This is a genomic window from Streptomyces cinnamoneus (assembly GCF_002939475.1).
GTDB classification, from domain to species: domain Bacteria; phylum Actinomycetota; class Actinomycetes; order Streptomycetales; family Streptomycetaceae; genus Streptomyces; species Streptomyces cinnamoneus_A.
Map to the genome: position 1 here is coordinate 4,271,152 of NZ_PKFQ01000001.1, position 26,519 is coordinate 4,297,670.

The 26,519-nt window shown below is 72.7% G+C and carries 23 protein-coding genes; 17 read left to right on the forward strand and 6 right to left on the reverse strand.

Annotated features, from left to right (window positions below):
- The first annotated feature begins 20 nt into the window (after positions 1-20).
- The gene (locus CYQ11_RS18830) at positions 21-1,511 is read left to right on the forward strand and encodes an amidase (protein ID WP_099201576.1); all 1,491 of its coding nucleotides are present in this window, start codon (positions 21-23) and stop codon (positions 1,509-1,511) included.
- 19 nt (positions 1,512-1,530) lie between these two features.
- Here the strand turns inward: CYQ11_RS18830 and CYQ11_RS18835 are convergent, their stop codons facing one another.
- A complete protein-coding gene (locus CYQ11_RS18835; protein ID WP_099201575.1) occupies positions 1,531-2,250 on the reverse strand; it encodes a FadR/GntR family transcriptional regulator in 720 nt (239 codons plus the stop codon).
- Between the two features lie 128 nt (positions 2,251-2,378).
- Between CYQ11_RS18835 and CYQ11_RS18840 the strand changes: the two genes are divergently transcribed.
- A complete protein-coding gene (locus tag CYQ11_RS18840; RefSeq protein WP_099201574.1) occupies positions 2,379-2,888 on the forward strand; it encodes a gluconokinase in 510 nt (169 codons plus the stop codon).
- A 132-nt stretch (positions 2,889-3,020) separates the two neighbouring features.
- Positions 3,021-4,418: a GntT/GntP/DsdX family permease gene (locus CYQ11_RS18845; protein WP_099201573.1), complete on the forward strand. Its 1,398-nt coding sequence runs from the start codon at positions 3,021-3,023 to the stop codon at positions 4,416-4,418.
- Positions 4,419-4,464: 46 nt separating this feature from the next.
- Here CYQ11_RS18845 and CYQ11_RS18850 read toward each other — a convergent pair whose 3' ends face one another.
- Positions 4,465-5,991 (reverse strand): FAD-dependent monooxygenase, encoded by a 1,527-nt coding sequence (locus tag CYQ11_RS18850; RefSeq protein WP_099201572.1) that lies wholly within the window; start codon positions 5,989-5,991, stop codon positions 4,465-4,467.
- Between the two features lie 91 nt (positions 5,992-6,082).
- Here CYQ11_RS18850 and CYQ11_RS18855 point away from each other — a divergent pair, with 91 nt between their 5' ends.
- A complete protein-coding gene (locus CYQ11_RS18855) occupies positions 6,083-6,730 on the forward strand; it encodes a TetR/AcrR family transcriptional regulator C-terminal domain-containing protein (protein ID WP_099201571.1) in 648 nt (215 codons plus the stop codon).
- Between the two features lie 48 nt (positions 6,731-6,778).
- On the opposite strand, the gene CYQ11_RS18860 is transcribed toward CYQ11_RS18855, so the two are convergent.
- From CYQ11_RS18860 to CYQ11_RS18870, 3 genes are read right to left on the reverse strand one after another with little or no spacing between them, the layout of a single operon-like run.
- Positions 6,779-7,924 carry an acyltransferase family protein gene (locus CYQ11_RS18860; protein WP_099201570.1) on the reverse strand — a complete coding sequence of 382 codons (1,146 nt, stop codon included), beginning with the start codon at positions 7,922-7,924 and terminating at the stop codon, positions 6,779-6,781.
- 37 nt (positions 7,925-7,961) lie between these two features.
- Positions 7,962-9,317 (reverse strand): polysialyltransferase family glycosyltransferase, encoded by a 1,356-nt coding sequence (locus CYQ11_RS18865; protein ID WP_099201569.1) that lies wholly within the window; start codon positions 9,315-9,317, stop codon positions 7,962-7,964.
- A complete protein-coding gene (locus tag CYQ11_RS18870) occupies positions 9,317-10,294 on the reverse strand; it encodes a glycosyltransferase family 2 protein (protein WP_099201568.1) in 978 nt (325 codons plus the stop codon). The genes CYQ11_RS18865 and CYQ11_RS18870 overlap by 1 nt, the downstream gene beginning before the upstream one ends.
- A gap of 235 nt (positions 10,295-10,529) precedes the next feature.
- On the opposite strand from CYQ11_RS18870, the gene CYQ11_RS18875 reads away from it, so the two are divergent.
- From CYQ11_RS18875 to CYQ11_RS30780, 13 genes are all read left to right on the forward strand, one after another.
- A complete protein-coding gene (locus CYQ11_RS18875; RefSeq protein ID WP_099201567.1) occupies positions 10,530-11,819 on the forward strand; it encodes a DUF6716 putative glycosyltransferase in 1,290 nt (429 codons plus the stop codon).
- 23 nt (positions 11,820-11,842) lie between these two features.
- Positions 11,843-13,060 carry an acylneuraminate cytidylyltransferase gene (locus CYQ11_RS18880; RefSeq protein ID WP_099201566.1) on the forward strand — a complete coding sequence of 406 codons (1,218 nt, stop codon included), beginning with the start codon at positions 11,843-11,845 and terminating at the stop codon, positions 13,058-13,060.
- 66 nt (positions 13,061-13,126) lie between these two features.
- Positions 13,127-14,065 (forward strand): N-acetylneuraminate synthase family protein, encoded by a 939-nt coding sequence (locus CYQ11_RS18885; RefSeq protein ID WP_099201565.1) that lies wholly within the window; start codon positions 13,127-13,129, stop codon positions 14,063-14,065.
- A gap of 34 nt (positions 14,066-14,099) precedes the next feature.
- Complete coding sequence (locus CYQ11_RS18890; protein WP_398781112.1) at positions 14,100-15,356, forward strand: hypothetical protein; 1,257 nt, start codon at positions 14,100-14,102, stop codon at positions 15,354-15,356.
- A 54-nt stretch (positions 15,357-15,410) separates the two neighbouring features.
- Entirely contained in the window at positions 15,411-16,646 is a 1,236-nt protein-coding gene (locus tag CYQ11_RS18895) for an amidohydrolase (protein WP_099201564.1), read from the forward strand.
- A gap of 130 nt (positions 16,647-16,776) precedes the next feature.
- A complete protein-coding gene (locus CYQ11_RS18900; protein WP_099201694.1) occupies positions 16,777-17,808 on the forward strand; it encodes a BMP family lipoprotein in 1,032 nt (343 codons plus the stop codon).
- A 247-nt stretch (positions 17,809-18,055) separates the two neighbouring features.
- Positions 18,056-19,714: an ABC transporter ATP-binding protein gene (locus CYQ11_RS18905; protein ID WP_240003592.1), complete on the forward strand. Its 1,659-nt coding sequence runs from the start codon at positions 18,056-18,058 to the stop codon at positions 19,712-19,714.
- Positions 19,711-20,817 (forward strand): ABC transporter permease, encoded by a 1,107-nt coding sequence (locus CYQ11_RS18910; protein WP_099201563.1) that lies wholly within the window; start codon positions 19,711-19,713, stop codon positions 20,815-20,817. Before CYQ11_RS18905 ends, CYQ11_RS18910 begins: the two co-directional genes overlap by 4 nt.
- Entirely contained in the window at positions 20,814-22,103 is a 1,290-nt protein-coding gene (locus CYQ11_RS18915; protein WP_099197488.1) for an ABC transporter permease, read from the forward strand. Before CYQ11_RS18910 ends, CYQ11_RS18915 begins: the two co-directional genes overlap by 4 nt.
- The gene (locus CYQ11_RS18920; protein ID WP_099197487.1) at positions 22,100-22,495 is read left to right on the forward strand and encodes a cytidine deaminase; all 396 of its coding nucleotides are present in this window, start codon (positions 22,100-22,102) and stop codon (positions 22,493-22,495) included. The genes CYQ11_RS18915 and CYQ11_RS18920 overlap by 4 nt, the downstream gene beginning before the upstream one ends.
- 95 nt (positions 22,496-22,590) lie before the next feature.
- Positions 22,591-23,874: a thymidine phosphorylase gene (locus CYQ11_RS18925; RefSeq protein ID WP_181143701.1), complete on the forward strand. Its 1,284-nt coding sequence runs from the start codon at positions 22,591-22,593 to the stop codon at positions 23,872-23,874.
- Positions 23,875-24,009: 135 nt separating this feature from the next.
- Positions 24,010-24,699: an aspartate/glutamate racemase family protein gene (locus CYQ11_RS18930; protein ID WP_099201562.1), complete on the forward strand. Its 690-nt coding sequence runs from the start codon at positions 24,010-24,012 to the stop codon at positions 24,697-24,699.
- A gap of 136 nt (positions 24,700-24,835) precedes the next feature.
- The gene (locus tag CYQ11_RS30780) at positions 24,836-26,023 is read left to right on the forward strand and encodes a GNAT family N-acetyltransferase (RefSeq protein WP_099201561.1); all 1,188 of its coding nucleotides are present in this window, start codon (positions 24,836-24,838) and stop codon (positions 26,021-26,023) included.
- Positions 26,024-26,033: 10 nt separating this feature from the next.
- On the opposite strand, the gene CYQ11_RS18940 is transcribed toward CYQ11_RS30780, so the two are convergent.
- The gene (locus CYQ11_RS18940) at positions 26,034-26,483 is read right to left on the reverse strand and encodes a hypothetical protein (protein WP_099201560.1); all 450 of its coding nucleotides are present in this window, start codon (positions 26,481-26,483) and stop codon (positions 26,034-26,036) included.
- Between the last annotated feature and the right edge of the window lie 36 nt (positions 26,484-26,519).

Consider the following 26,519-nt stretch of genomic DNA (forward strand, 5'->3'; position numbering starts at 1 on the left):
CGGGGGATCGGGGGATCGAGATGACGGAAACGACCGGAACAGCCGGAACCACCGGTAGGGCCGGGACGACCGGTGCGCTCGGAGCGGTGGTCACCGGGGGCGGCGGCCTCACCGCGCAGGTCCGCGCCCTCGCCGAAGGCACGGTCTCCTCCCGCGCGCTGACCGAGGAGACGCTGCGCCGCATCGCCGCCACCCAGCCCACGCTCAACGCCTTCCGCGTTGTGCGGGCCGAAGCCGCCCTCCAGGAGGCCGAGGAGGCCGACCGGCGGCTCGCGGCGGGGGAGAGCGGGCCCCTGCTCGGCGTGCCCGTCGCCGTCAAGGACGACATGGACGTGGCGGGCGAGCCCACCGCCTTCGGGTGCGCGGGCGCGTTTCCGCCGAAGCCGGCGGACAGCGAGGCCGTACGGCGGTTTCGGGCCGCCGGCGCGGTGATCGTCGGCAAGACCAACACGCCCGAACTGGGCCAGTGGCCCGTCACCAACGGCCCCGCGTTCGGCGTGACCCGCAATCCCTGGAGCCTCGCGCACACCCCCGGCGGTTCGTCGGGCGGCGCCGCGGCGGCCGTCGCCGCCGGGCTCGTGCCCGCCGCGCTGGGGTCGGACGGCGCCGGGTCGGTCCGCATCCCCGCCGCCTGGACCCACCTCGTGGGCATCAAGCCCCAGCGCGGCCGGATCTCCACCTGGCCCGAGCCGGAGGCCTTCCGCGGACTGACCTGCTACGGGCCGCTGGCCCGTACGGTCGCCGACGCCGCGCTGCTGCTGCACGCGGCGAGCGGCCCCCACGAGCGGGACCTGCACCGGCCGGCGTCCGTCGACCTGCTCGCCGCCGCCGGGCGCGAGCCCGGGCGTCGCCTGCGCGTCGCCCTGTCCTTCCGGCCCGCCTTCGCCGCGGTCCGGCACCGGCTCGACCCGGTGGTGCGGGACGCGACGGTGCGGACGGCCGAGCTGCTGGAGTCGCTCGGGCACGAGGTCGTGGAGGAGGACCCGCCGTACGGGCCCGTCGGGCTCACCTTCGTGCCGCGCTCGATGTCCGGGGTGCGGGACTGGGCCCGGCGCGCGCCCGACCGGACGCTGCTCGACGCCCGTACGCACGCCAACGCGCAGGGCGGGCTGCTGTTCGGCGGGGGAGTGCTGCGCGTGGCGCGGGCGGCGGAGGCGCCGCTGCGGCGGCGCGTCGGGGAGATGTTCGGCCGCTACGACGTGATCCTCACGCCCACCAACGCCGTGCCGCCGCTGCGGGCCGACGAGCTGGCCGGCTTGGGCAGCCGCGAGACCAACGCCCGGATGATCGCCGCCTGTCCGTACGCCTGGCCCTGGAACGTCCTGGGCTGGCCGGCCGTGAGCGTGCCGTCCGGCTTCACGGCCGGCGGGCTGCCGATGGGCGCGCAACTGCTGGGGCCGGCGGGTGGCGAGCCGCTGCTGATCTCGCTGGCGGCCCAGCTCGAAGCCGTTGAGCGGTGGTACGAGCGGTGGCCCGAGCAGGCCGCGGAGGGCGAGGAGGCCGCGGCCTGAGGGGGGAGGCGGGCCCCGACTACGGTGCCAGCACGTCCAGTTCGGCCATCGCGCCCGTCGCGATCTCCCGCGTCAGCGCCTCGGCCCGCTCGGCGTCCCGCTCCCGCACCGCCTCCGCCACCCGTACGTGCAGCGTCACCGCGGCCGGGTCGGGGTCGGTGAACATCACCTGGTGGTGGGTGCGCCCCGTGAGGACCTCCGCGACGACGTCGCCCAGGCGCGCGAACATCTCGTTGCCCGACGCGCGCAGGATCACCCGGTGGAAGGCGATGTCGTGCACCAGATAGCGCTCCAGCTGCTGGCCCCGCGAGGTGGCGACCATGCCGAGGGCGTGCTCGGTCAGCTGGGCGCACTGCTCGGCCGTGGCGTGGCGGGCGGCCAGGCCGGCGGCGACCGGTTCCACGGCGGAGCGCAGGACGGTCAGTGAGCGCAGCTGGCGGGGGCGGTCGGGGCCGGCCAGGCGCCAGCGGATGACGCGCGGGTCGTAGACGTTCCACTCCTCGGCCGGCAGGACGGTCACGCCGACGCGGCGCCGGGAGGCGACCAGGTGCATGGACTCCAGGACGCGTATCGCCTCGCGGATGACGGTGCGCGAGACGTCGAAGCGCTCTTCGAGCTCGTCGGTGCGCAGGATGCTGCCCGGTGGGTAGTCGCCTGATGTGATCGCGGGCCCGAGGGAGTCGAGCACGCGCGCGTGCAGGCCCTGTCCCTCCTGTCCCCCCTGAGCCTGGTTGTCCATGAGGTCAGCCTACGGGGGCCGGCGGAGGGCATTAAGTATGACGTTTTAGTTACGGGCCCTTGAATACGTCGTACGTATCGGCTTCAGTGAGGCCGCACACCGATGTCGACGAAGACAGCGAGGTTCGGATGACCACCCCCCACGTCATCGTGGTGATGGGCGTAGCCGGCACGGGCAAGACCACGATCGGCCCGCTGGTGGCGGAGGCGCTCGGCCTTCCGTACGCGGAGGGCGACGACTTCCACCCGGCGGCCAACGTCGCCAAGATGTCCGCGGGCACGCCGCTGGACGACGCCGACCGGGCGCCCTGGCTGGACGCCATCGGCGCCTGGGCGGCCGGCCGGGCGGGGCGGGGCGGTGTGGTCAGCTGCTCGGCCCTCAAGCGCGCCTACCGTGACCGGCTGCGTGCCGCCGCGCCGGCCGGCGCCGTCGTCTTCCTGCACCTCACCGGTGAGCGTGAGCTGATCGCCGGGCGCATGGCCGCCCGCACGGGGCACTTCATGACCTCCCGGCTGCTGGACTCGCAGTTCGCGACCCTCGAACCGCTCGGGCCCGACGAGACCGGCGTCGTCGTGGACGTCGCGCCCGGCCCCGAGGTGATCGCCGAACAGGCCGTCGCCGCGCTGCGACGGATGTAGCCGCGCGTACGGCCCCTGCGGATCAAACCAGCCCCGGCGGCCCCCCGGCCCCGCCGGCCTCGGTGGCCGAGCCGATCAAGTGGCCGTAGCGCGCGTCGCCCTCCCCCCTCCTCCTCCCCTCAAGGAAGCCCCGTGAGCGCTCTCAGCGTCGAGATGCTGGCCGCGGCCCCCACCGCACCGATCACTTCGGCGGGTCACGCCCAGTTGGGCGCCGCCGTCCTCGTCGGCATCGCCGTCATCGTCCTCCTCATCACCCGCCTCAAGCTGCACGCTTTCCTCTCCCTGACCATCGGCTCGCTGGTGCTCGGGGCGGTGGCGGGTGCGCCGCTCGACAAGGTCATCACCAGCTTCACCACCGGGCTCGGCTCCACGGTGGCGGGCGTCGGCGTCCTCATCGCCCTGGGCGCGATACTCGGCAAACTGCTCGCCGACTCCGGGGGCGCCGACCAGATCGTCGACACGATCCTGGCCAAGGCGGGCGAGCGGTCGATGCCGTGGGCGATGGTGCTCATCGCGGGCGTCATCGGGCTGCCGCTGTTCTTCGAGGTGGGGATCGTGCTGCTGATCCCGGTGGTGCTGCTGGTCGCCAAGCGCGGCAACCAGTCGCTGATGCGGATCGGCATCCCCGCCCTGGCGGGCCTGTCCGTGATGCACGGTCTGGTGCCCCCGCACCCCGGGCCGCTGGCCGCGATCGACGCCATCGGCGCCGACCTCGGGGTGACCCTCGCGCTGGGCGTGCTCGTCGCCGTGCCGACGGCGGTCATTGCGGGCCCGCTGTTCTCGCGCTTCGCGGCGCGGTGGGTGGACGTCGCGCCGCCGGAGAAGCTGATCCCGCAGCGGCCCTCGGAGGAGCTGGAGCGGCGGCCGGGCTTCGCCGTGACCGTGGCGACCGTGCTGCTGCCGGTGGCGCTGATGCTCGTCAAGGCGCTGACCGACGTCGTCGTCGACGACCCCCGCGACCACGTCCAGCGCGTCGCCGACGTGATCGGCTCGCCGCTCGTCGCCCTGCTGACCGCCGTACTGGTCGGCATGGTCACGCTGGGCCGCGCGGCCGGCTTCCGCCGGGACCGCCTGGCGGGCACGGTGGAGAAGTCACTGGTCCCGATCGCCGGGATCCTGCTGATCGTGGGGGCCGGCGGCGGCTTCAAGCAGACGCTCATCGACGTGGGCGTCGGCCGGATGATCCTGGACGTCTCCAAGGACTGGTCGGTCTCCGCCCTGCTGCTGGCCTGGCTGATCGCGGTCGGCATCCGCCTCGCCACCGGGTCCGCGACGGTGGCGACGATCTCCGCCGCCGGGCTGGTGGCCCCGCTGGCGGCGGACATGAGCACGACCCACTCGGCCCTGCTGGTGCTCGCGGTGGGCGCGGGGTCCCTGTTCTTCAGCCACGTGAACGACGCCGGCTTCTGGATGGTGAAGGAGTACTTCGGGATGGGCGTCGGCCAGACGATCAAGACGTGGTCGCTGATGGAGACCGTCATCTCGGTGGTGGGGCTGGGGTTCGTGATGGCGCTGTCGGTGGTGCTGTAGGGGCGGGCCGGGCGCGCCGGCCCGCCGGGGCAGCGGGGGCGGGACGTCAGGCCGCCACCAGCTTCACGTACTCCGCCACGTCCGCCACGTCGTCCGTCGCCAGCGCCACGTACCCGTCCGGCCGGACCAGGAAGAACCCGGAGCCGTAGCCGGACTTGGCGTGGCCGTGGGCGTCGCGGAGGTCCGCGGACGCGCCGCCGCCCACCCGGCAGGTGCGGATCCAGTCCTCTGCGGGTGCCGTGAACTCCTCGTCCGTCAGCGCGAGCAGCGTGAAGTGCGGCCCCCGGAAGACGTCGAAGAACCGGACCGGGGACCCCGAGGCGTCCATGCACGTCGCGTCCGGGGCGCGGTCCCCGGCGCGCAGGGCGTCCTCCGGCACGTCGTGGCGCAGGTCGCGGCTGAGGGCGCTGTCGCGGTAGCCGAGGGTCAGCTGGTGGGTCTCCTTGCCGCGCCGCTGGAGACCGTCGCGGCCGCCCGCGCGGTCGGCCCGGTGGACGCTGGCGGCCAGCCCCAGCACGCCGGCGGCGACACGGGTCCGCTCGGCGTCGTACGAGTCCAGCAGCGCGTCGGGCGCCCCCCGCCGCAGGACGGCGGCCAGCTTCCAGCCGAGGTTGTACCCGTCCTGGAGGCTGGTGTTGAGGCCCTGTCCGCCGTTCGGCGGGTGGACGTGCGCGGCGTCCCCGGCCAGGATCACCCGCCCGTGGCGGAACCGCTCGGCCATCGCCGTGCGCGCCCGGAAGTCCGACACCCAGCGCACCTCCGTCACCGTCAGCCGCATTCCCGTGCGGGTGGCGACCAGGCGGGTCAGGTCCTCGGCGGAGACGTCCCGCAGGCGGTCCGGTTCGACGGTGGCGTCGAACGCGGCCATGAGCTGCAGGGCGTCCGAGCCCTCCAGCGAGCGCAGGGTGAACAGGCCGCCCTCGGCCCTGGGCCACATGTGCCAGTGGTCGGAGTCGATCTCGGCGCGGTCGTCCCCCGCCAGCAGGACGTCGGCGATCAACACGGGCTGGGCCGTGAGTTCTTCGCCGGTGAAGGGCACGCCCAGCGCCTTGCGGACGGTGCTGCGCCCGCCGTCCGCCGCGACGAGCCAGCCCGCCCGTACGGTCTCCACCGTGCCGTCGGCGTGGCGCAGCGTGGCGGTGACGCCGTCCGGGTCCTGGGCGAAGTCCGTCAGCTCGGTGCGGAAGTCGACGTGGCCGCCCAGCTCCTCAAGGCGCTCGACGAGCAGCTCGACCGTCCGCCACTGGGGCAGCATCCGCGGGTCGGGGTAGGGCACGCCGGGGGAGGCGTCGGCGGACTCCACGAAATCCCAGACGCGGACGCGCTCGGGGCCCTCCCATGCCTGGGCCTTGGGGATCAGGCGGCTCTCCGCCATGAAGGCGGGCAGGAGGCCCAGGTCGTCGAAGACCTCCAGGGTGCGGGGCTGGATGCCCGTGCCTCGGGAGCCGGGGAAGCCGCGCTCGGAGCGCTCGACGAGGCGGTGGGGTATGCCGCGGCGGGCGAGATCGATGGCGAGGACGAGGCCGGTGGGACCGGAGCCGACGATGAGGACTTCGGCGTGTGCGGTGTGCATGGGAACCCCCCTCTGAGAGACCCTCAGAGCCGTTTAACGTTGTTAAGCGCTGGCCCTCCCAGAGTGAACTGAACGTTGTTAAGGTGTCAAGGTGTCTTCTCGCATCGACCGCGCCCTGGTGGCCGGAACCGCACTGCGCCTGCTCAACGAGGTGGGCCTCGAAGGCCTGACGGTGCGCAGGATCGCCAAGGAACTCAACGTCCAGGCCCCGGCCCTGTACTGGCATTTCAAGAACAAGCAGGAACTGCTCGACGCGGTGGCCACGGAGATGTTCCGGCGGATGGCCGGATCCATCGCCGCGGCACCCCGCGACACCTGGCAGGAGTACCTGGCGGTCAACGCCAGGGGGCTGCGGGGCTTCCTGCTCGGCTACCGCGACGGCGCCAAGGTCTTCGGGGGCACGCGCTTCACGGACATCGACAGCTACGCCGCCCCGGTGGAGCAGATGATGCGCGTGCTCGTGGACGCGGGCTTCACGCCGGACGCGGCCGCCCGGGCCTGGTTCACGGTCAACACGTACACGATGGGGTACGTGATGGAGGAGCAGTCCGTCTTCCCCGACCCCGCCACCGGGGAGCGCGACCCCGCCTACGCGCTCGACGGCCGGGCGCGGCGTCTGGAGGACTACCCCCTGGTGGACCAGGCCGGGCACACGTTCTTCGGGGACATGGAGAAGGGCTTCGACGAGGGCCTGCGCGCCGTCGTCGCGGGCATCGAGGCGACCTTGCTGCGGCCGTAGCGAAGCCGTCCGCGACCCGGACCGCGACCGCCGGGCCGCCCCGCCCGGCTACGGTCGCGGGCCGTCCGGACGGCCCCGGCCGCCCTCCAGGGCCCGCCGCAGCGCGGGCGTGAACCGCCGTTCCACGCAGCGGTGGAGGGCCCACGCCAGCAGCAGCATCAGCGCCAGCGTCAGCGCGAAGGTGACGGCGGACGGCAGGCCCAGCCCCCGGTGCAGGCCCCCGATCACGACCCAGCCCAGGTGCTCGTGCACCAGGTAGAAGGGGTAGGTCAGCGCCCCGGCGAAGGGCAGCCAGCGCCAGTTCGCCCACGTGGTCCTCCCGAGTGCCACCGCCGCGACGGCCGCGTACCCGAGGGCGAGGACGGCGATGATGACGTAGGGCGAACGGTATGAGAAGTAGTGCGGGTTGGGCGGGTGCCACAGCCCCGCCACCGCGTAGTGCTGGCCCAGCAGGAAGCTGACCGCGACGATGCCCCACGCGAGGGCGTCGTGCCCGAAACGGTGCACGAGGTACAGGCCGACGCCGCCGATGAAGTACGCGGAGTACTCCGGCATGAACACCACACGCAGGAACTCCACATGGGAGGCCGTGGTGACGACCGTCATCAGCGTCCACACCGCACAGAACAGCATCACGCGCTGCCGGCTCGCCCCCGGCAGCACCACGAACAGCGCGAACAGGGCGTAGAAGCGCAGCTCCGCCCACAGCGTCCAGCACACGCCCAGCACCCGCTCGGCACCGACGGGCTGCTGGAGCATGGTGAGGTTGACGAGAGTGTCGCTCGCGGACACGGTCTTGTACGTCACCCACGGCAGCGCGAAGGCCACGGTGACCAGCGCGATCGCGACCCAGTAGGCGGGGTAGAGGCGGGCCGCGCGCGAGGCGACGAAGGAGCGCAGGGGGCGGCCCCAGCCGCTCATGCAGATCACGAAACCGCTGATGACGAAGAAGATCTGCACACCGAGACAGCCGTAGGCGAAGGCCGGTGACAGGTGCGGGAACTCATGGCGGGGCGACGCCCCCCACGCCCGGCTGACGTCGCCGTCCCGCCCGCCGTAGTGGTAGAGCGCCACCATCAGCGCGGCGACGAGCCGCAGCCCGTCGAGCGCCCGCAGCCGGCCGTGCGCGCGGGGCTCCTCCGGCGGGGCGGTGCGGGCCCGGGGGAGGGCCGGGGTGGCGGCCGTCGTGGTCATCGGGCCACCGGCTTCGGCCCCGGCCTCGCTGCGGACGTCATGTCGTCACCGTTCTCTTCAGCAACCGCCGCCGCACCGCCCGCGCCCGGCGCACCACGCGCCGCACGGCCGGACTGCGGGGGAGGAAGGCGAGCTGGGAGGGGATCGCGCCCGGCAGGGCCAGCGCGGTCAGGCGGCGGCGCTTGAAGTAGCGCCGGGTACGGGCGTTCAGGCGCGCCGACAGATAGCGTTCGGCGGCCGGGCGCAGCCCGGGCAGGACCTGGGGCTGCATCGCGTAGCCGACCGCCGCCAGCAGGCCGTCGAGGTCCTCCTCGCCGGCCCCGGCGGCCGGGCCCGACCGCTCCAGGTCGGGCAGCAGCGCGTCCACGATCGTCACCGGCACGCGGTTGCTGTTCTGGTACGGCGCCAGCCGCTCCAGCAGCAGGTCCGTGCCGGCCCGGGCGACGGGCAGCCCGTAGAGGGTGCGCGCGGTGAGCAGGGCCGTGGAGAAGCAGGCGACGACGAGCGCGGGCCGCAGCCGCTGGTAGAGCACCTCGGCGAGCACGGGCGCGTCCAGCACCGTCAGGTCCGCGCCGAGCCGCTCCGCCTCCTCCTCCAGCATCCCGGACCAGCGGGCCGGGGACGAGGGGTGCGGCTTGAAGACCACCCGGCGGTGGCCGCGGGCGACCGCGCCGCGCAGCATCCGCACATGGAGGCGCTCCTCCTCCTCGGGCGTGAGGATGTCCAGCGCCGACAGGTACTGGCCGAGCAGCAGGGCGGCCCCCTCGGGGGCCGGGGGCAGGCTCGCTGCGGCCGCGTCGGCCAGCTCGCCCAGCACCTTGGTGACGACCTCGCCGGGCACGACCCGCGGCTCCACCCCGAACTCGGAGAGCAGCAACGGTCTGAGCCCCGGCACCAGGTCGAGGTGGAGCAGGCTCCGCACCCGGGTGCCGACCAGCGGGTCGAGCTTGCTGCGCGTGGGCCCGTAGCTCATCAGCCCGTCGGCGTAGACGTCCAGCGGGGCGTCGGTGAAGATCTGGGCGAGCGCGAGGGCCGGGTTGACCTGGAGGGACTCCAGGACGATCGCCACCTCGTCCGTGCCCAGGTCCCACAGCAGCCGCAGGTGGCGCTCCCACAGCGGCGCGTCGTCCGGGCGGGGCGACCAGCCGGTGGGGTGGAAGGGGCGGATGGCGTCGTTCCAGGACAGCAGCCCGTCGAAGCGGGCGCCCAGCGACGCGAAGCCGGGCGCCTCGTCGAGCGCGGCGGTGGTCTCGGGCGTGGCGGCGGTGTTGGCGACCACCAGCAGCCGGCGGTCCGCGGCGGGCAGCAGCCCGGCGTCCAGCGCGGCGGCGAGGGTGGCGGCCCCGTAGAGCGTCGAGGCGAGGAGGATCTGGGTGCGCTGGCGGGCCGGCATCAGGCGGTCGCCTCCGCCCGCACGGGCCTGCGGCGCAGCCTGCGCAGCCGCACGGCGCGGTCCTCGTCCATGGCGCGCAGGGCGTCCTCCACCAGGTGCCGGGGCATGCGCCGCAGAGCGGCCGCGCTTTTCGAACGGAGTGTCCGGGCGACATCCGGTTCGAATCGTTCGATATGAGCGAGGTGGTGCGCAATGATCGCGCAATAGGTGCGGACGGCTTTCGGGAGAAGTTTTTCCGCATCCCGGTCGCGTGAGGTTTCGTCGATTACCTGATCGAATGCGCGAAGGAAATCCAGTTGCCGCACGTCGCCGATCTGCGTGAGGGACGTCGCCACGCCGCGCCGGTAGAAAACACCCAGAAGTCCGGTGACGGCGAACGACCGCGCCTCGCGGTGCAGCCGCCAGATCCAGGGGCGGTCCTCCGCGGTGCGCAGGCCGTCGTGGAAGTGCAGCACGCCCTCGTCCAGCAGGCGGCGGTGGTAGACGCCCGCCCAGGCGTAGGGGTAGTCGACGGAGGTCGAGCGGTCGGCGGGCAGGATCGCCTCGCGCGGCGTGAGCGCCACGCCGCGCCGGCCGACCGGAGCCCGGTGGACCGTACGGGTCCGGCCCGTGCACTGGACGTGGTCGGTGCGGACGAAGTCCACCCCCAACTCCTCGGCGAAAGCGAGCAGTTCGGTGTAGTAGCCCGGCGCGAGCCAGTCGTCGCCGTCGAGGAACGTGACGTACTCCCCGCGCGCCGCGTCCAGGCCGGTGTTGCGGGCCGTGGCCAGGCCGCCGTTCTTCTCGTGGCGCACGAGCACCGCCCCCGGCAGCTCCCGCCCAGCGCGCTCCAGCACCTGCCCGGTGCCGTCCGTCGAACAGTCGTCGACGAGAATGAATTCGAAGTCCTCGCGGGCGTTCGCACGAAGACTTCGCAGGGTGTCGGGGGCGTATGTCTGCACGTTGAAGAACGGCACGACGACGGAGAGCTTCACCACCCGGGTGACGCTATGCGCTTCCCCGGCATTCGTCCTGACGCACGGCATAAGGGTGGGTGAACGAAGCGCGGCGGAACGATGAACCGCCCGGCCCCGCCATCCGCGTCCCCGATCGTCGGTGTGCTGTTTACCGGCTGTTGAAGTGCCGTTGGGCAACGAAACGGAATGCATTTCTATCGTCGGCGACGTGCCATCACGTGCTGCCGAACGCTCGTCGCCCCCGCCGCGCACCGCCGTGCTCGCGGACTCCGACACCCGGTGGAAATGGGGGGCGCTCACCGCTCACCGGATCGCGCCGGGCGGCCGGCTCGACGGCTTCCTGCTGCGGGGCCGCGCCACCCCGACCGTCCGCCAGCTCGCCGAGGTCGGCGTCCGCCCCGACGCGCTGCGCGAGGTCACCGGCACCGAGTTCGTCCACGCGGTGGACCGGGACCGCTACGACGTGGTGGTCCTGGCCTGCGTCGGGGGAGCCGTGCAGGCGATGCTGCACGGGCTGGCCGCCACCTGGCGCGGCCGGCCCCGCCGTCCGGTCGTCGTCACCGGCTACGTGGGCGTCGTCTACGAGAAGCTCGCCGACGGCCTGCTGCTGCGGCACGGCGCCGACCTCGTCCTCGCCAACTCCCGCCACGACGCGGAGCGTTTCCGCGCGGTGTACGAGGGCGCGGGCGCCCCGGCGGACGGCGTCACCGAGTGCGCGCTGCCGTTCCTGGGCGGCGCCCGCTACGCCGGCCGCCCGCCGGGACGCCCGTACACCCTGGCCTTCGCCGCCCAGCCCTCCGTGCCCGACCGCAAGGAGGACCGGATGTACCTGCTGGAGCGCGCCGCCCGGCACGCCCGGCGGCACCCGGACCGCGAGGTGCTCATCAAGCTGCGCAGCAAGCCCGGCGAGCACACCACACACATCGAGGAACTCCCGTACCAGAAGCTCGCCGTCCGGCTCCCCGGCGGCCTGCCGCCCAACTGCCGTCCCGTCTACGGTCACATGGGCGAGGTCCTCGACCGCACCGACCTCCTGGTCACCGTCAGCTCCACGGCCGCCCTGGAAGCCCTCCACCGCGGCGTCCCCACCGCCGTCCTCACCGACCTCGGCATCCGCGAACCCCTGGGCAACCACCACTTCCTCGGCTCCGGCTGCCTCGCCTCCTGGGACCAGCTCGACGCCGGCCACCTGCCCGTGCCGGACCCCGCCTGGACGGCCCGCCAGGGCGTCGCGCCGGACGGGACGTACGAGCACGCCTTCGACACCGCCCGCGAACGCGTCGCCGAGCTGGCCGCCCGCCCCGTCCTGCCCCCGCTCGCCCCCTACTACACCGCGCGGACCGCACCCGGCTACCTCCCCGGCGTCCTCGCCCGCCACGGCCTGGACCCCACCGGCCGGCCCCTGCCCGGACGGGCCGCACCCGGCCGCCCGGAGAGCGCCCTCGCCCGCCTGACCCGCGGCGCGCTGCGCGACGCGGCGCGCAGCGCCTACCGGCACGGGGTGCAGCGCGTGGCGCCCGTCATCCGCCGGCTGGGAGAGCTGTGACCGCGTCCCCGAAGGAGCATCCCGTGTCCCGTGCAGTCCTCGCCGTCATCCCCGCCCGCGGCGGCTCCAAGGGCGTCCCCGCCAAGAACCTCGCCCCGGTCGGCGGCGTGCCGCTCGTCGCCCGCGCGGTCCGCGCCTGCCGCGAGGCGCGCCTGGTCACCGACGTCGTCGTCTCCACCGACGACCCGGCCATCGCGGAAGTGGCGCGCGGCGCCGGCGCGGTCGTCGTCCACCGGCCACCGGCCCTCGCCGGCGACACCGCGAGCAGCGAGGCGGCCGTGCTGCACGCCATGGACGCGTACGAGTCGACGCGGGCGCGCCCGGTCGCCGCCGTCCTGCTCGTGCAGTGCACCAGCCCGTTCCTCACGGCGCAGGACGTGGACGGCGTGGCCTCCGCCGTCGTGGAGGGCGGGGCGGACAGCGCGCTGACGGTGGCGCCCTTCCACGGCTTCGTGTGGCGGGGCTCCGCCCCGGACCCCGCCCCGCCGGCGGGCGGGCGGTCCTCCGGAGGCCACGGCGTCAACCACGACAAGGCCACCCGCCCCCGCCGCCAGGACCGCCCCCAGGACCTCCTGGAGACCGGCGCCGCCTACGCCATGCGCGCCGACGGCTTCCGCGCCGCCCGCCACCGCTTCTTCGGCCGCACCGAGCTCGTCCGCACCGACGCCGCCCGCGTCCTGGAGGTCGACGACCCGCACGACCTCGCCCGCGCCCGCGCGCTCGCCCCCCTGCTCGACACCGCCCCCACCGCGCTGCCCCGCCACGAGGACGTCGACGCCGTCGTGCTCGACTTCGACGGCACCCAGACCGACGACCGCGTCCTCATCGACGCCGACGGCCGGGAACTCGTCGCCGTCCACCGCGGGGACGGGCTCGGCGTCGCTGCGCTGCGCCGGGCGGGGCTCGCGGTGCTGATCCTCTCCACCGAGACCAACCCCGTCGTCGCCGCCCGCGGCCGCAAGCTCGGCGTGCCCGTGATCCACGGCAGCGAGCGCAAGGACCTCTCGCTCAAACGGTGGTGCGACGAGCACGGCATCGACCCCCAGCGGGTGCTCTACGCCGGCAACGACGTCAACGACCTGCCCTGCCTGGACCTCGTCGGCTGGCCCGTCGCCGTCGCCGACGCCCACGGCTCCGTCCGCGCCGCGGCCCGCGCCGTGACCGCCACCCCGGGCGGCCGCGGAGCCGTGCGCGAGATCGCCGGGTGGCTGCTCGGCGAGCACCTCGCCCCCAGCGCCTGACCCCACCGCCCGCCCCTTCCCCTCCCCGACCCGTCCCCACCCCATGACCGAAGGAACCGCCCCGTCATGAACGCAGCCCCGCGCAGCGGAACCCGCACCCGTCTCCTCGGCGACCGTCCCGTAGGCCCCGGCCACCCCGTCTACGTCACCGGCGAGATCGGCATCAACCACAACGGCGACCTCGCCAAGGCCCTCGCCCTCGTCGACGCGGCCGCCGACGCCGGCTGCGACGCCGTGAAGTTCCAGAAGCGCACCCCCGAGGTCTGCACCCCGCGTGACCAGTGGGACCTCGAACGGGAAACGCCCTGGGGCCGGATGACGTACATCGACTACCGGCACCGCGTCGAGTTCGGCGAGGAGGAGTACCGGGCCGTCGACGAGCACTGCCGCAAGCGCGGCATCGCCTGGTTCGCCTCGCCCTGGGACACCGAGTCGGTCGCCTTCCTGGAGAAGTTCGACCTGCCCGCCCACAAGGTGGCCTCCGCCTCGCTCACCGACGACGAGCTGCTGCGCGCCCTGCGCGCCACGGGCCGCACGGTGATCCTGTCCACCGGCATGTCGACGCCCCAGCAGATCAGGCACGCCGTCGAGGTGCTCGGCAGCGAGAACATCGTGCTCTGCCACGCCACCTCGACCTACCCGGCCAAGGCCGCCGAGCTCAACCTCCGGGTGATCAACACCCTGCAGGCCGAGTACCCCAACGTCCCCATCGGCTACTCCGGTCACGAGACCGGGCTGCAGACCACCCTCGCCGCCGTCGCCCTCGGCGCCGCCTTCGTCGAACGCCACATCACCCTCGACCGCGCCATGTGGGGCTCCGACCAGGCCGCATCCGTCGAACCGGGCGGCCTGCAGCGGCTCGTGCGCGACATCCGCGTCGTCGAGGAGTCGCTGGGCGACGGGGTGAAGCGGGTGTACGACAGCGAGCTCGGCCCCATGCGCAAGCTGCGCCGCGTCGCGGGCACCGTGGCCGCCTCCGCCGACCGCGAACCCGTCGCGGTCTGAGCGGGCGCCGACGGTGACCCCAGCCGAGGGGCCGGTGACCGGCCCACCCCCGGCGGCGGCGGACGCCCCCGCCGCCCGCCGCCGGGGGCCCAAGGCGCCTCCGGCCGGCACGCTGGCCTTCGTCGAGAGCCCGGTGCAGCTGCTGAACGTCCTCGAATGGGCGTACCGCGGCGCCGGCAACGCCCTGGCGCCCCCACCCGACGCCGAACCCCGCCCGCTGCGCGACGGCGTCCCCCGCCAGCCCGCCGCCCGGGACCTCACCCCCCTCGCCGGGGACCTCCTCGTCGTGGTCCTGGCCCCCCACGACCCCATGACGCGCGGCCAGCTGCGCCGCATGTGCGAGCTGGCCCGGGACCAGGGCCACCGGGTGCGCTGGGAGGAGGCCAGAAGCGGACCCGGGGCGCCGGTGAGCACGATCGGTTCGCTGGCCGGGCCGCTGCGCCGGGCGCGGCGCGTCGTCATCGGCGACCCGTTCTCGCGGTACGTCCAGCTGCTGCTGACCCTCACCCGCGCCCGCGAGCTGATCGTGGTGGACGACGGCACCGCGACCATGGAGTTCGTCTCCCAACTCGCCCGTGGGGAACGCCTCGTGCGCTGGCACCGGCGCGCGAGCTGGGGGGCGCGTGATCTGCTCTTCGCGCCGGTGTCCGCTTCAGCGCGCCGGAAGCTCACCCCGAAGAACCGCCGGAGGGTGGAGATCTTCACCTCGATGCCCGTCGAGGCGCCACCCGGAGTGACCGTCACGCCCAACGACTTCGCCTGGACGCGCGCCACTTACGGCCCGCCCCGCCTCACCCGCGGCACCGACCTCGTCGGCACGAACCTCGTCGAGACCAAGGTCGTGGACCCCGAGCGCTATCTGGCCGCCGTCGCCGCCCTGGCCCGCGCCCACGGCGCCACCCGCTACTTCGCCCACCGCCGCGAGCACACCGACAAGCTGCGCCGCATATCCACCGAGCTGGGCCTGGAGGTCGTACGACCCGAGCTGCCGCTCGAACTCGTCGCCCGGCGGGGCCCCGTCGGGCGGACGGTCCTGAGCTTCCCGTCCACGGTCGTCCACACCCTGCCGCTCGCGCTCGCCGGCGCCGGCGTGACCGTCGCGGTCTGCGACATCGACCCCTCCTGGCTCACCGAGGACGCCTCGCCACGCGCCGAGGACTTCCTCTCCGGAGTCAGTGGCACCGCCCGCGATGTGCGTCACCTGCCGTACACGCCCGTCACGGCTCCGCAGGGGCCTAAATACGGGTCATACCCCCCGCCCGACCCATCCATGCGGCTGAACTTTTCTTGATCGAGAGGCAGTTGCCCCATTCGGGGCTCTACTCTTCACAGGGTGAACCATCTGATGCCCTGCGAAGCCGACCCCGAAACCACAGACGGAGAACTGCCCGGCGCGCTCCCTCCGGGGCTGCGCGCCGAACTCATCGCGTTCCGCCGGGACTTGCACATGCATCCCGAGCTCGGGAACCGTGAGTACCGCACCACCGCGGCGGTGCGGGCGAGGCTGGAGAAGGCAGGGCTCAGACCGCGCACCCTCACCGGGGGCACCGGCCTCATCTGTGACGTCGGACGGGACGGTGCCGCCTACCCCGCCGGCCGCGGCCGCCCGGTGCTCGCGCTGCGCGCGGACCTCGACGCGCTGCCCATCCCGGACACCAAGACCGTCCCCTACCGCTCCACCATCCCCAAGATGGCCCACGCCTGCGGCCACGACGTGCACACCACGGTCGTCCTCGGCGCCGGCCTCGTCCTCGCCGAGCTGGCGGAGAAGGGGCTGCTGCCCCACCCGGTCCGGCTGATCTTCCAGCCCGCCGAGGAGGTGCTGCCCGGCGGCGCCCTGGACGCCATCGAGTGCGGCGCCCTGGACGGGGTGGGCCGGATCCTCGCGGTGCACTGCGACCCGAAGGTCGAGGTCGGCAAGCTCGGCCTGCGCACCGGCGCCATCACCTCCGCCTGCGACCGGGTGGAGGTCGCCCTGGCCGGCCCCGGCGGCCACACCGCCCGCCCCCACCTGACCACCGACCTGGTGACGGCCGCTGCCCGGGTCGCCGCCGACGTCCCGGCCGTGCTCGCCCGCCGCGCGGACGCCCGCTCGGGGCTGTCCCTGACCTGGGGACGCCTGGAGACGGGTCACGCCTGCAACGTCATCCCCCAGCACGCCGAGCTGTCCGGCACGGTCCGCTGCCTGGACGTGCACACCTGGCGGGACGCCCCCGACCTGGTGCACGCCGCGGTCGACGAGATCGCCACGCTCCACCGCGCCAAGTCCGAGATCACCTATATGCGGGGGGTGCCGCCCGTCGTCAACGACCCGGAGGTCACCGCACTGCTGCGGCGGGCCATGACCGCGCGCCGGGGCCGGTACGCCCTGGAGGACACCGAGCAGAGCCTGGGTGGCGAGGACTTCTCCTGGTACCTGGAGCACGTGCCGGGCGCGATGGCCCGACTGGGCGTCCGCCCAGTGGGTGATACGACCCGCCGTGACCTGCATTGCGGTGATTTCGATGTCGACGAGGACGCGATCGGGGTCGGAGTGGAGCTGTTCACCGCCGCCGCCCTGCTGGATGGCAACCGAATGTAGGCAATATGGTCAAGTCCGGTTAACGACGAATCGATAACGGCTTGCAGCCACCCCTTTTATCTGCATCTACGCGCGTTACGATTCCCGCGAACCAGCGCCAACGGAGGCGCTTCGAGTGAAGGGGCCCCTCGTGCGCCGGGTATCCACCATCGCTGTCGCGGGCATCAGCACCGCGGCTCTCGCATTCACTCTCACCGCCTGTGGTGAGTCCTCCACCGAGTCGGGTGGCGGCAAGGACAAGGGCGTCGGCCTGGCGTTCGACGTCGGCGGCCGTGACGACCACTCCTTCAACGAGTCCGCCGCCCGTGGCGTGGACAAGGCGGAGAAGGAGCTCGGTGTCAAGAGCCGCATGATGACCGCCAAGAACGGCGAGACCGAGGCCGACCGCGAGCAGCGGCTGAACTCCCTCGCCGAGGCGGGCTACAACCCGGTGATCGGCGTCGGCTTCAACTACGCCAAGTCCATCGAGAAGGTGGCCAAGGACTACCCCAAGACGACCTTCGCCGTCGTCGACTCGGTTGTCCCGGGCAACAACGTGGACAGCATCACCTTCGGTGAGCACGAGGGCTCCTACCTGGCCGGCGTGGCCGCCGCCCTGAAGTCCAAGAGCCACAAGGTCGGCTTCATCGGCGGCGTGAACAACGCGCTGATCCAGAAGTTCCAGGCCGGCTTCGAGCAGGGCGCGAAGGACACCGACCCGAGCGTCGAGGTCACCTCGCAGTACCTGTACCCGAACAACGACAAGGGCTTCAACGACCCGGCGGCCGCGAAGGACAAGGCCAAGGGCATGCTCGACTCGGGCATCGACGTGATCTACACCGCGGCCGGCCTCTCCGGCAACGGCTCGATCGAGGCCGTGGCCGGTCAGAAGGGCGCCTGGGCGATCGGCGTCGACTCCGACCAGTACCAGCAGCCGGGCCTGGAGAAGTACAAGGCCTCCATCCTCACCTCCGTCGTCAAGAACGTGGACGTCTCCGTCTTCGACCTCATCAAGAGCGTCAAGGACGGCAAGCCGCTCACGGGCCCGCACGCCTACCTGGTGAAGGACGGCGGCGTCTCCCTGGCCACCTCCGGTGGTCAGATCGACGACATCAAGGACAAGCTGGACGCCGCGAAGCAGAAGATCGTGGACGGCCAGGTCAAGGTCCGCACCGCTCCGTGATCGCAGGCCGGCACTGACCGGCCCGTAAGGACGGCGGGCCCGGCGTCGGGGGTGAGCCCCCGGCGCCGGGCCCGCATATACGCGCAGAACGCTACGCGCGTAGCACCCCTTTGACGCGTGTAGCGTCGCCCCCGCCCAGCCGGATCCGCCGACCCCCGCACGGCCGACCCGGCTTCCCCGCTCCCTTCCCCGAGGAGAGTGCGCCATCAAAGCGTCCACCAAAGAGTCCAGCAGTACCGCCCCAGCGGTGGAACTCGCGGGCATCACGAAGCGGTTCCCCGGAGTCGTGGCCAACCACGACATCCACCTGACGGTCCGCCGCGGCACCGTCCACGCCCTGTGCGGCGAGAACGGCGCCGGCAAGTCCACCCTGATGAAGATCCTCTACGGCATGCAGAAGCCGGACGAGGGCACCATCACCCTGGACGGCGAGCAGGTCACCCTGCACACGCCCGCCGACGCCATCGGGCGCGGCATCGGCATGGTGCACCAGCACTTCATGCTCGCCGACAACCTCACGGTCCTTGAGAACGTCGTCCTCGGCGCCGAGAAGCTCCACGGCATCGGCAACAAGGCCCGTAAGAAGATCAAGGAGATCTCCGACGCCTACGGCCTCGGCGTGCGCCCCGACGTCCTCGTCGAGGACCTCGGCGTCGCCGACCGCCAGCGCGTGGAGATCCTCAAGGTCCTCTACCGCGGCGCCCGCACGCTGATCCTCGACGAGCCGACCGCCGTCCTGGTGCCGCAGGAGGTCGACGCGCTCTTCGACAACCTGCGCGAGCTGAAGTCCGAGGGCCTGACGGTCATCTTCATCTCCCACAAGCTGGGTGAGGTCCTCTCCGTCGCCGACGACATCACCGTCATCCGCCGCGGCACCACCGTCGGCACCGCGGTCCCCAGCGAGACCACGCCCAAGCAGCTGGCCGAGCTGATGGTCGGCGAGGAGCTGCCCTCGCCCGAGACCCGCGAGTCCACGGTCACCGACACGCCGATGCTCACCGTCGACGGCCTGCACCTGTCGGCCACCGACTCCGACGGCGTCGTCCGTGCCGTGCTCGACGGCATCACCTTCACCATCCACAAGGGCGAGGTCCTCGGCCTCGCGGGCGTGGAGGGCAACGGCCAGGCCGAGCTGGTCGAGGCCATCATGGGCATGCGTACGCCGGACGGCGGCACCGTCACCCTGGACGGCGCCGACATCACCACCGCCCCGACGCGCAAGCGCCGCGAGGGCGGCATCGGGTACATCCCCGAGGACCGGCACCGCCACGGCCTGCTCCTTGAGGCGCCGCTGTGGGAGAACCGCATCCTCGGCCACGTGACCGAGAAGCCCAACAGCAAGGGCGGGCTCCTCGACATCAAGGCCGCCCGTGAGGACACCGAGCGGATCGTGCGCGAGTACGACGTCCGCACGCCCGGCATCGAGGTCACCGCGGCTTCGCTCTCCGGCGGCAACCAGCAGAAGCTGATCGTCGGCCGCGAGATGAGCCACGAGCCCAAGCTCCTCATCGCCGCGCACCCCACCCGGGGCGTGGACGTCGGCGCCCAGGCGCAGATCTGGGACCAGATCCGCGAGGCGCGCCGAGAGGGCCTGGCGGTGCTGCTGATCTCCGCCGACCTGGACGAGCTGATCGGGCTCTCCGACACCCTGCGGGTGATGTTCCGCGGCCGCCTGGTCGCCGACGCCGACCCCGCCACGATCACCCCGGAGGAGTTGGGCTCGGCCATGACCGGTGCCGCGACCGGCCACCTCGAGCACACCGAGGACGGCGAGGCCACGCAGACCGCCGAGGAGCCGGGGGAGACCCCCGACGCCCCGGTGGACGCCGAGGCCCCCAAGGACGCCGAGGCCCCCGAGGCCGGCGACGACACGACCGAGAAGCCGGAAGGCGGTGACGCGAAGTGAAGAAGTTCGACAAGAACAAGCTGATCCTGGCTCTGGCCGCCCCGCTCCTGGCGATCGTGGCCGCCCTGGTGATCACCTCGGTCATCATCGCCTCGACCGGCGGGGACCCGTTCCACGCCTACGAGGTCATGATCGACTTCGGCTCGAAGGCCGACAGCCAGGTCTGGATCATCAACAAGGCGACGCCGTACTACCTGTCGGCGCTGGCGGTGGCCATCGGCTTCCGGATGAACCTGTTCAACATCGGCGTCGACGGCCAGTACCGCATCGCGGCCTTCTTCGCCGCGGTCGTCGGCGGCGCGCTGACGCTGCCGGGCTTCATCCAGATCCCGGTGATCATCATCGTGGCGATGGCGGTCGGCGCCGTCTGGGCCGGCATCGCCGGCCTGCTGAAGGTGACCCGCAACGTCAACGAGGTCATCAGCACGATCATGCTGAACGCCATCGGCGCCTCGGTCATCGGCTACTTCCTCCAGGACGGCCGGCTCGCGGAGAAGGAGGGCAACCTGATCCACACGCCCTACCTGCCCGACTCCGCGCACTTCTTCGAGATCCCGACCACGCCCAAGCCCGTCTACGGCTTCGTCGTGATCGCGGCCCTCGCGGGTGCCGCCTACTGGTTCGCCCTGAACCGCACGCGCTTCGGCTTCGACCTGCGCACCGTCGGCCGGTCCGAGTCGGCCGCGCAGGCCAGCGGCGTGAGCGTCAAGCGCATGGTGATCACCGCCATGCTGCTCTCCGGCGCCATGGCCGGCCTCGTCGGCATGCCGACCCTGCTCGGCGTCTCGTACAACTACGGCACCGACTTCCCCACCGGCATCGGCTTCACGGGTATCGCCATCGCGCTGCTCGGCCGCAACAACCCCGTCGGCATGGCCCTCGCGGCCCTGCTCTGGGGCTTCCTGGAGCGCACCGGCACCCAGCTGGAGTTCGAGGGCTACGCCCAGGAGATCGTCGGCGTGATCCAGGGCGTCATCGTCCTGTGCGTCGTCATCGCCTACGAGATCGTGCGCCGGTACGGACTCAAGGTCCAGCAGCGCAAGGTCGGCGAGGAGCTCGCCGCCCAGGCCCGTAAGAGCGACAAGGCGGAGGCCTCCGCATGAGTACGACCTTCACCTCCTCGCTCGCCGAGCGGCTGAGCGGAAAGAACAAGCAGGACAAGGGCCGGAAGCTCTCCTACCCCGTCGTCCTGCTCATGATCGCCGGCGCCCTGGTGCTGCTGTCGGCCGTCCGGGTCATCACCGACGCGGGCGACCTGACCTCCTCCGGCCAGTGGAGCGGCGCGCTCGGCGCGGCCGTGCCCATCGGCCTCGCGGGCCTGGGCGGCCTGTGGGCCGAGCGGGCCGGTGTCGTCAACATCGGCCTCGAAGGCATGATGATGCTCGGCACCTTCTCCGCCGGCTGGATCGGCTGGCAGCACGGCCCGTGGGCCGCCGCGGCCGCCGGCGTCGTCGGCGGTGCCCTCGGTGGTCTCATCCACGCCGTCGCCACCGTCACCTTCAACGTGGACCACATCATCTCCGGTGTGGCCATCAACATCCTGGCGCTGGGTGTCACCCAGTACCTGGCCAAGATGTGGTTCGGCGCCGAGGGCAGCGCGGCCCAGCAGGCGGGCGGCAACGACAAGCAGTCGCCCGTCATGGACAACATGGGCACCTTCTCGATCCCCGGCCTGTCCGACTGGCTGAACTCGATCGAGAAGCACCACTGGTTCCTGGTCTCCGACGCGGCCGGCATCCTCGACGGCCTCGTCACCGACGTCTCCTGGCTGACGATCGTCGCGGCGCTGCTGTTCGTGGTCACGTTCTTCGTGCTGTGGCGCTCCGCCTTCGGTCTGCGCCTGCGCTCCTGCGGCGAGAGCCCGGTGGCCGCCGAGTCCCTCGGCGTCAACGTCTACAAGTACAAGTACTGGGCCGTGGTCGTCTCCGGCGGCCTCGCGGGCCTCGGCGGCGCGTTCCTCGCCATCGGCACGCACATGTACTCCGACGGCCAGACCGGTGGCCGCGGCTACATCGGTCTCGCCACGATGATCTTCGGCAACTGGCGTCCGGGCGGCGTCGCGATGGGCGCGGGCCTGTTCGGCTTCATGGACAGCCTCCAGCTGCGCGCCGGCGGTCCGACCGTCCACGCGCTGCTGCTGCTCGTCGCGGTGCTGCTGGCGGGCCTGGCCCTGTGGCGCCTCAAGGCCGGCAAGAAGAAGCCGGCGGTCATCAGCGGCGTCGTGGCGGCGCTGCTCGTCCTCTGGTACGCGCTGACCAAGACCGTGCCGCTGGAGTTCGTCGACGCCACGCCGTACGTCGCGACGCTGCTGGTCCTGTCGCTGTCCGCACAACGCCTGCGGATGCCCAAGGCCGACGGCAAGCCGTACCGGAAGGGTCAGGGCAAGTGACCGACTCCCCGGACTGGGAGAGCCTGCGTGCGCGGGCCCGGGACGCCATGTCCCGGGCCTACGCCCCGTACTCCCGCTTCCCCGTCGGCTCGGCGGCCCTGGTGGACGACGGCCGCGTCGTCACCGGCTGCAACGTGGAGAACGCCGCCTACGGCGTCGCCCTCTGCGCCGAGTGCGGCATGGTCTCCGAGCTGATCGCCACGGGCGGCGGCCGTCTGACGCACTTCACCTGCTGCGACCGCCACGGCAACATCCTGATGCCGTGCGGCCGCTGCCGTCAGCTGCTGTGGGAGCACGGCGGCCCGGAGCTGGCGGTGGACACCACGAAGGGTGTCCGCCCGCTGTCGGAGCTGCTGCCCGACGCGTTTGGGCCCGCTGACCTGAATCGTTGAAGATGTCCCTAAGCGCCGGACGGGCTGATGTTTCAGCCCGTCCGGGTCACTTTCCGGCCCCGGGAAGACCTGAGGACTACGAACCTAAGGAAAATGTGCTGATGGACGCCATTTCCGTTATCCGCACCAAGCGCGACCGCGGCCGTCTGACCGACGAGCAGATCGACTGGATGATCGACGCGTACACGCGCGGCGAGGTCGCCGACGAGCAGATGTCCTCGCTCGCCATGGCCATCCTGCTCAACGGCATGGACCGTGCGGAGATCGCCCGCTGGACCGCCGCGATGATCAAGTCCGGCGAGCGCATGGACTTCTCGTCCCTCCCCGTCCCGACCGCGGACAAGCACTCCACGGGCGGCGTCGGCGACAAGATCACCCTGCCGCTGGCCCCGCTCGTCGCCGCGTGCGGCGCGGCCGTGCCGCAGCTGTCCGGCCGCGGCCTCGGCCACACGGGCGGCACCCTCGACAAGCTGGAGTCCATCCCCGGCTGGCGCGCCCTGCTGTCGAACGACGAGATGATGCAGGTCCTGCGTGACGTCGGCTCCGTCATCTGCGCGGCGGGCGACGGCCTGGCCCCGGCGGACAAGAAGCTCTACGCGCTGCGCGACGTGACCGGCACCGTGGAGGCGATCCCGCTGATCGCCAGCTCCATCATGTCGAAGAAGATCGCGGAGGGTACGGGCTCGCTCGTGCTCGACGTCAAGGTCGGCTCCGGCGCCTTCATGAAGAACATCGAGGACGCGCGCGAGCTGGCGTCGACGATGGTGGGCCTGGGCACCGACCACGGCGTCAAGACCGTGGCCCTGCTCACCGACATGTCCACCCCCCTCGGCCTCACCGCGGGCAACGCCCTTGAGGTCCGCGAGTCGGTGGAGGTCCTGGCGGGCGGCGGCCCGGCGGACGTCGTCGAGCTCACCATCGCCCTGGCCCGCGAGATGCTCGACGCGGCCGGCATCAAGGACGCCGACCCGGCCAAGGCCCTGGCGGACGGCTCGGCCATGGACCACTGGCGCCGCATGATCATCGCCCAGGGCGGTGACCCGGACGCGACCCTGCCGGTGGCCCGCGAGCAGCACGTGGTGACGGCCGCCGAGTCCGGTGTCCTCAGCAAGCTCGACGCCTACGCCGTCGGCGTCTCCGCCTGGCGCCTGGGCGCGGGCCGCGCCCGCAAGGAGGACCCGGTGCAGGCCGGCGCGGGCATCGAGATGCACGCCAAGCCGGGCGACACGGTGGTCGCCGGTCAGCCGCTGATGACGCTGCACACGGACACGCCGGAGAAGTTCGACTACGCGCTGAAGGCCCTGGAGGGCGGCGTGGAGATCGCGGCGGCGGGCACGGCGTTCACGCCGAACCCGATCGTGCTGGACCGCATCGCGTAAGCGGTCGCTGCGGATCTGACGGGCCGGCGGACATCCGCCGGCCCGTCGTCTTTTCCCGGCTCAAAGTGATCCTTATGTCTCCATCTCTGCCATGCTGATCGCCTTATGGTCCGTGGGTGAGGAGCGTGGTGCGCGATGAAGACGATCGGCCTGATCGGCGGGATGAGCTGGGAGTCGACGGCGGAGTACTACCGGCTCCTCAACGAGCTGACACGCGACCGGCTCGGCGGGCTCCACTCGGCCCGGTGCGTGCTGTACTCGGTGGACTTCGCGGACATCGAGCGGTTGCAGACGGAGGGCCGCTGGGCGGAGGCCGGCGAGACGCTGGCGGCGGCGGCCCGGTCCCTGGCCGCGGCCGGCGCCGACATGGTGCTGATCTGCACCAACACCATGCACAAGGTCGCCGACGGCGTGGAGGCGGCCGTGTCGATCCCGCTCCTGCACCTGGCCGACGCCACCGCCGAGGCCGTAAGGGCGGCGGGCCTGCGCCGGGTCGGCCTGCTGGGCACGGCGTTCACGATGGAACAGGACTTCTACCGGGGCCGCCTGGAGGCCGGCGGGCTCGACGTCCTCGTGCCGGACGCCGAGGGGCGCGCGCTGGTCCACCGGGTGATCTACGAGGAGCTGTGCCTGGGCGTGGTCCAGGACGCCTCGCGCGCCGCGTACCGGAAGGTCATCGAAGACCTCGTCGCCGACGGCGCGGAGGGCGTCATCCTGGGCTGCACGGAGATCGAGCTGCTCGTCGGCCCGGCCGACAGCCCGGTGCCCGTCTTCCCCACCGCGCGCCTGCACGCGGAGGCCGCGGTGGCGGCCGCGCTGGAGTGAGGACCCGTTGGCTGGGGACGGGCAAAGGGACGGATCGTCACGGCCCTGGAGAGGCGAGGGGAGGCGCGTCGGGGGAGGGCCGGGGGCGCCGCACCGGAAGAGGGCCCACCCTGGTGGGCCCCTAAGCTGCCGGTCCATGACCGAACCGGACTTCCTGACCACCGTCCGCACGTTCTACGACGCCGTGGCCGTCGACTACGCGGACCGCTACCGCGACCAGTTGGCGGCCAAGCCGCTGGAACGGGCGATGCTCGCGGGCTTCGCGGACCTCGTCCGGGGTGGGGGCGGCGGACCGGTGGCCGATCTGGGATGCGGCGAGGGCCGTGTGACCGCGCACCTGCACGCCCTGGGGCTGTCCGTGCGCGGGATCGACCTGTCCCCACGGATGATCGAGCTGGCCCGCCGGGACCGTCCCGGCCTGCGGTTCGACGTGGGGTCGATGCTCGCCCTGGACCTCCCGGACGGCGCGCTTGCCGGCGCGCTTGCCTGGTACTCGATCATCCACACGCCGCAGGAGCGGCTGCCGGACCTCTTCGCCGAACTCCACCGGGTGCTGGCACCCGGCGGCCACGCGCTGATCGCCTTCCAGGTCGGCGACGAGCCTCTGCACCTGGAGGGGCCCTTCGGCCACGACGTGTCGCTCGACTTCCACCGGCGGCGGCCGGACCGCATCGCGGAGCTGCTCGGGGAGGCGGGACTGGACGTGACGGCACGGATGGTGCGCGAGCCGGAGGACGGCGTGGAGAAGGTCGAGCAGGCCTTCCTGATCGCCCGCAAGGCCCCCGAACCCCACCGGTTCGATCTCGTGCAGATAGCCGACGGCGACGACGTCACGCCGGAACTCCGCCGGCAACTGACCGACTGCTGGACCGAGGTCACCAATGCGGGCGGTGCCGCCGGGTTCCCGTTCCCGCCCGTCGGCCACGGCGAGGTGGCGCCGGCGGTGGAGAAGCTCGCCGGCCGCCTCGACGCCCGGAACAGCCGCCTCGTCCTCGCGCGGGTCGGCGACGCCCTCGCGGGCTGGGTCTTCCTCAGCCGCGACCCCGACCGGCTGGTCGCCCACTGGGGCACGCTCCACCACCTCCAGACCCACCCGGACTTCCGCGGCCGCGGCATCGGCTCCGCGCTCGTCCGCAGGGCGCGGGACGTCGCGCGCGACGAACTGGGCCTGGAACAGCTGCGCCTGGCGGCCCGCGGCGGCGAGGGCCTGGAAGCGTTCTACGAACGGCTCGGCTGGCGCGAGACCGGTCGCTGGCCGTCCGCGCTGCGCTTCACCCCCGACGACACGCGCGACGAGGTCCTCATGACGCTCGCACCGCTGTGAGCGGGGCGCGTCACCCCTGAGGCAGGTCGAACACCATGAGGATCACGGCCAGTGGCGGGAGCAGGGCGCACCACGCCGCGAGCCTGCGGGCGGCGGCGTATCGCATGCGCGGCGGCAGGGCCCAGGAGACCAGGAGCATCAGGGGCGTGGCGGTGAACGTCGCGTACAGGCACCAGACGATGCCGGCGAGGGCCTGGTTGAGCGCCCGGGAGCAGTGGTCGGGTCCGCAACTGTCCGTGGCCATCGGGGAGAGCCCGCCGAAGAGCACGGCCACGGGCACGAGCAGCAGGGCCAGCCCCGTGGCCCAGCCGGGCGCGAGCCAGGGGTGCCGGTCACGGTCGGCGGGTCCGAGGGGCCCGTCCCCGGGTGCGTTCTCCGTGGCGTCGGCGGCGTCCGCGGCGTTGGCGGAGGCCCACGCCCGCCGCAGCTCGTCGTCGGTCAGTGTCCCGTGGCTGTTCATGCCCTCAGTGAATCCCGCGCACGGGCCGCCCGGCCT

Bases quoted from the DNA above. Each gene is read 5' to 3' on its own strand.
- CYQ11_RS18850 (WP_099201572.1), bottom strand. From the start codon at position 5,991: ATGCACACCGCACACGCCGAAGTCCTCATCGTCGGCTCCGGTCCCACC.
- CYQ11_RS18915 (WP_099197488.1), top strand. From the start codon at position 20,814: ATGAGTACGACCTTCACCTCCTCGCTCGCCGAGCGGCTGAGCGGAAAG.
- CYQ11_RS18840 (WP_099201574.1), top strand. From the start codon at position 2,379: ATGACCACCCCCCACGTCATCGTGGTGATGGGCGTAGCCGGCACGGGC.
- CYQ11_RS18860 (WP_099201570.1), bottom strand. From the start codon at position 7,924: ATGACCACGACGGCCGCCACCCCGGCCCTCCCCCGGGCCCGCACCGCC.
- CYQ11_RS18930 (WP_099201562.1), top strand. From the start codon at position 24,010: ATGAAGACGATCGGCCTGATCGGCGGGATGAGCTGGGAGTCGACGGCG.
- CYQ11_RS30780 (WP_099201561.1), top strand. From the start codon at position 24,836: ATGACCGAACCGGACTTCCTGACCACCGTCCGCACGTTCTACGACGCC.
- CYQ11_RS18865 (WP_099201569.1), bottom strand. From the start codon at position 9,317: ATGCCGGCCCGCCAGCGCACCCAGATCCTCCTCGCCTCGACGCTCTAC.
- CYQ11_RS18895 (WP_099201564.1), top strand. From the start codon at position 15,411: ATGCCCTGCGAAGCCGACCCCGAAACCACAGACGGAGAACTGCCCGGC.
- CYQ11_RS18940 (WP_099201560.1), bottom strand. From the start codon at position 26,483: ATGAACAGCCACGGGACACTGACCGACGACGAGCTGCGGCGGGCGTGG.
- CYQ11_RS18885 (WP_099201565.1), top strand. From the start codon at position 13,127: ATGAACGCAGCCCCGCGCAGCGGAACCCGCACCCGTCTCCTCGGCGAC.
- CYQ11_RS18830 (WP_099201576.1), top strand. From the start codon at position 21: ATGACGGAAACGACCGGAACAGCCGGAACCACCGGTAGGGCCGGGACG.
- CYQ11_RS18835 (WP_099201575.1), bottom strand. From the start codon at position 2,250: ATGGACAACCAGGCTCAGGGGGGACAGGAGGGACAGGGCCTGCACGCG.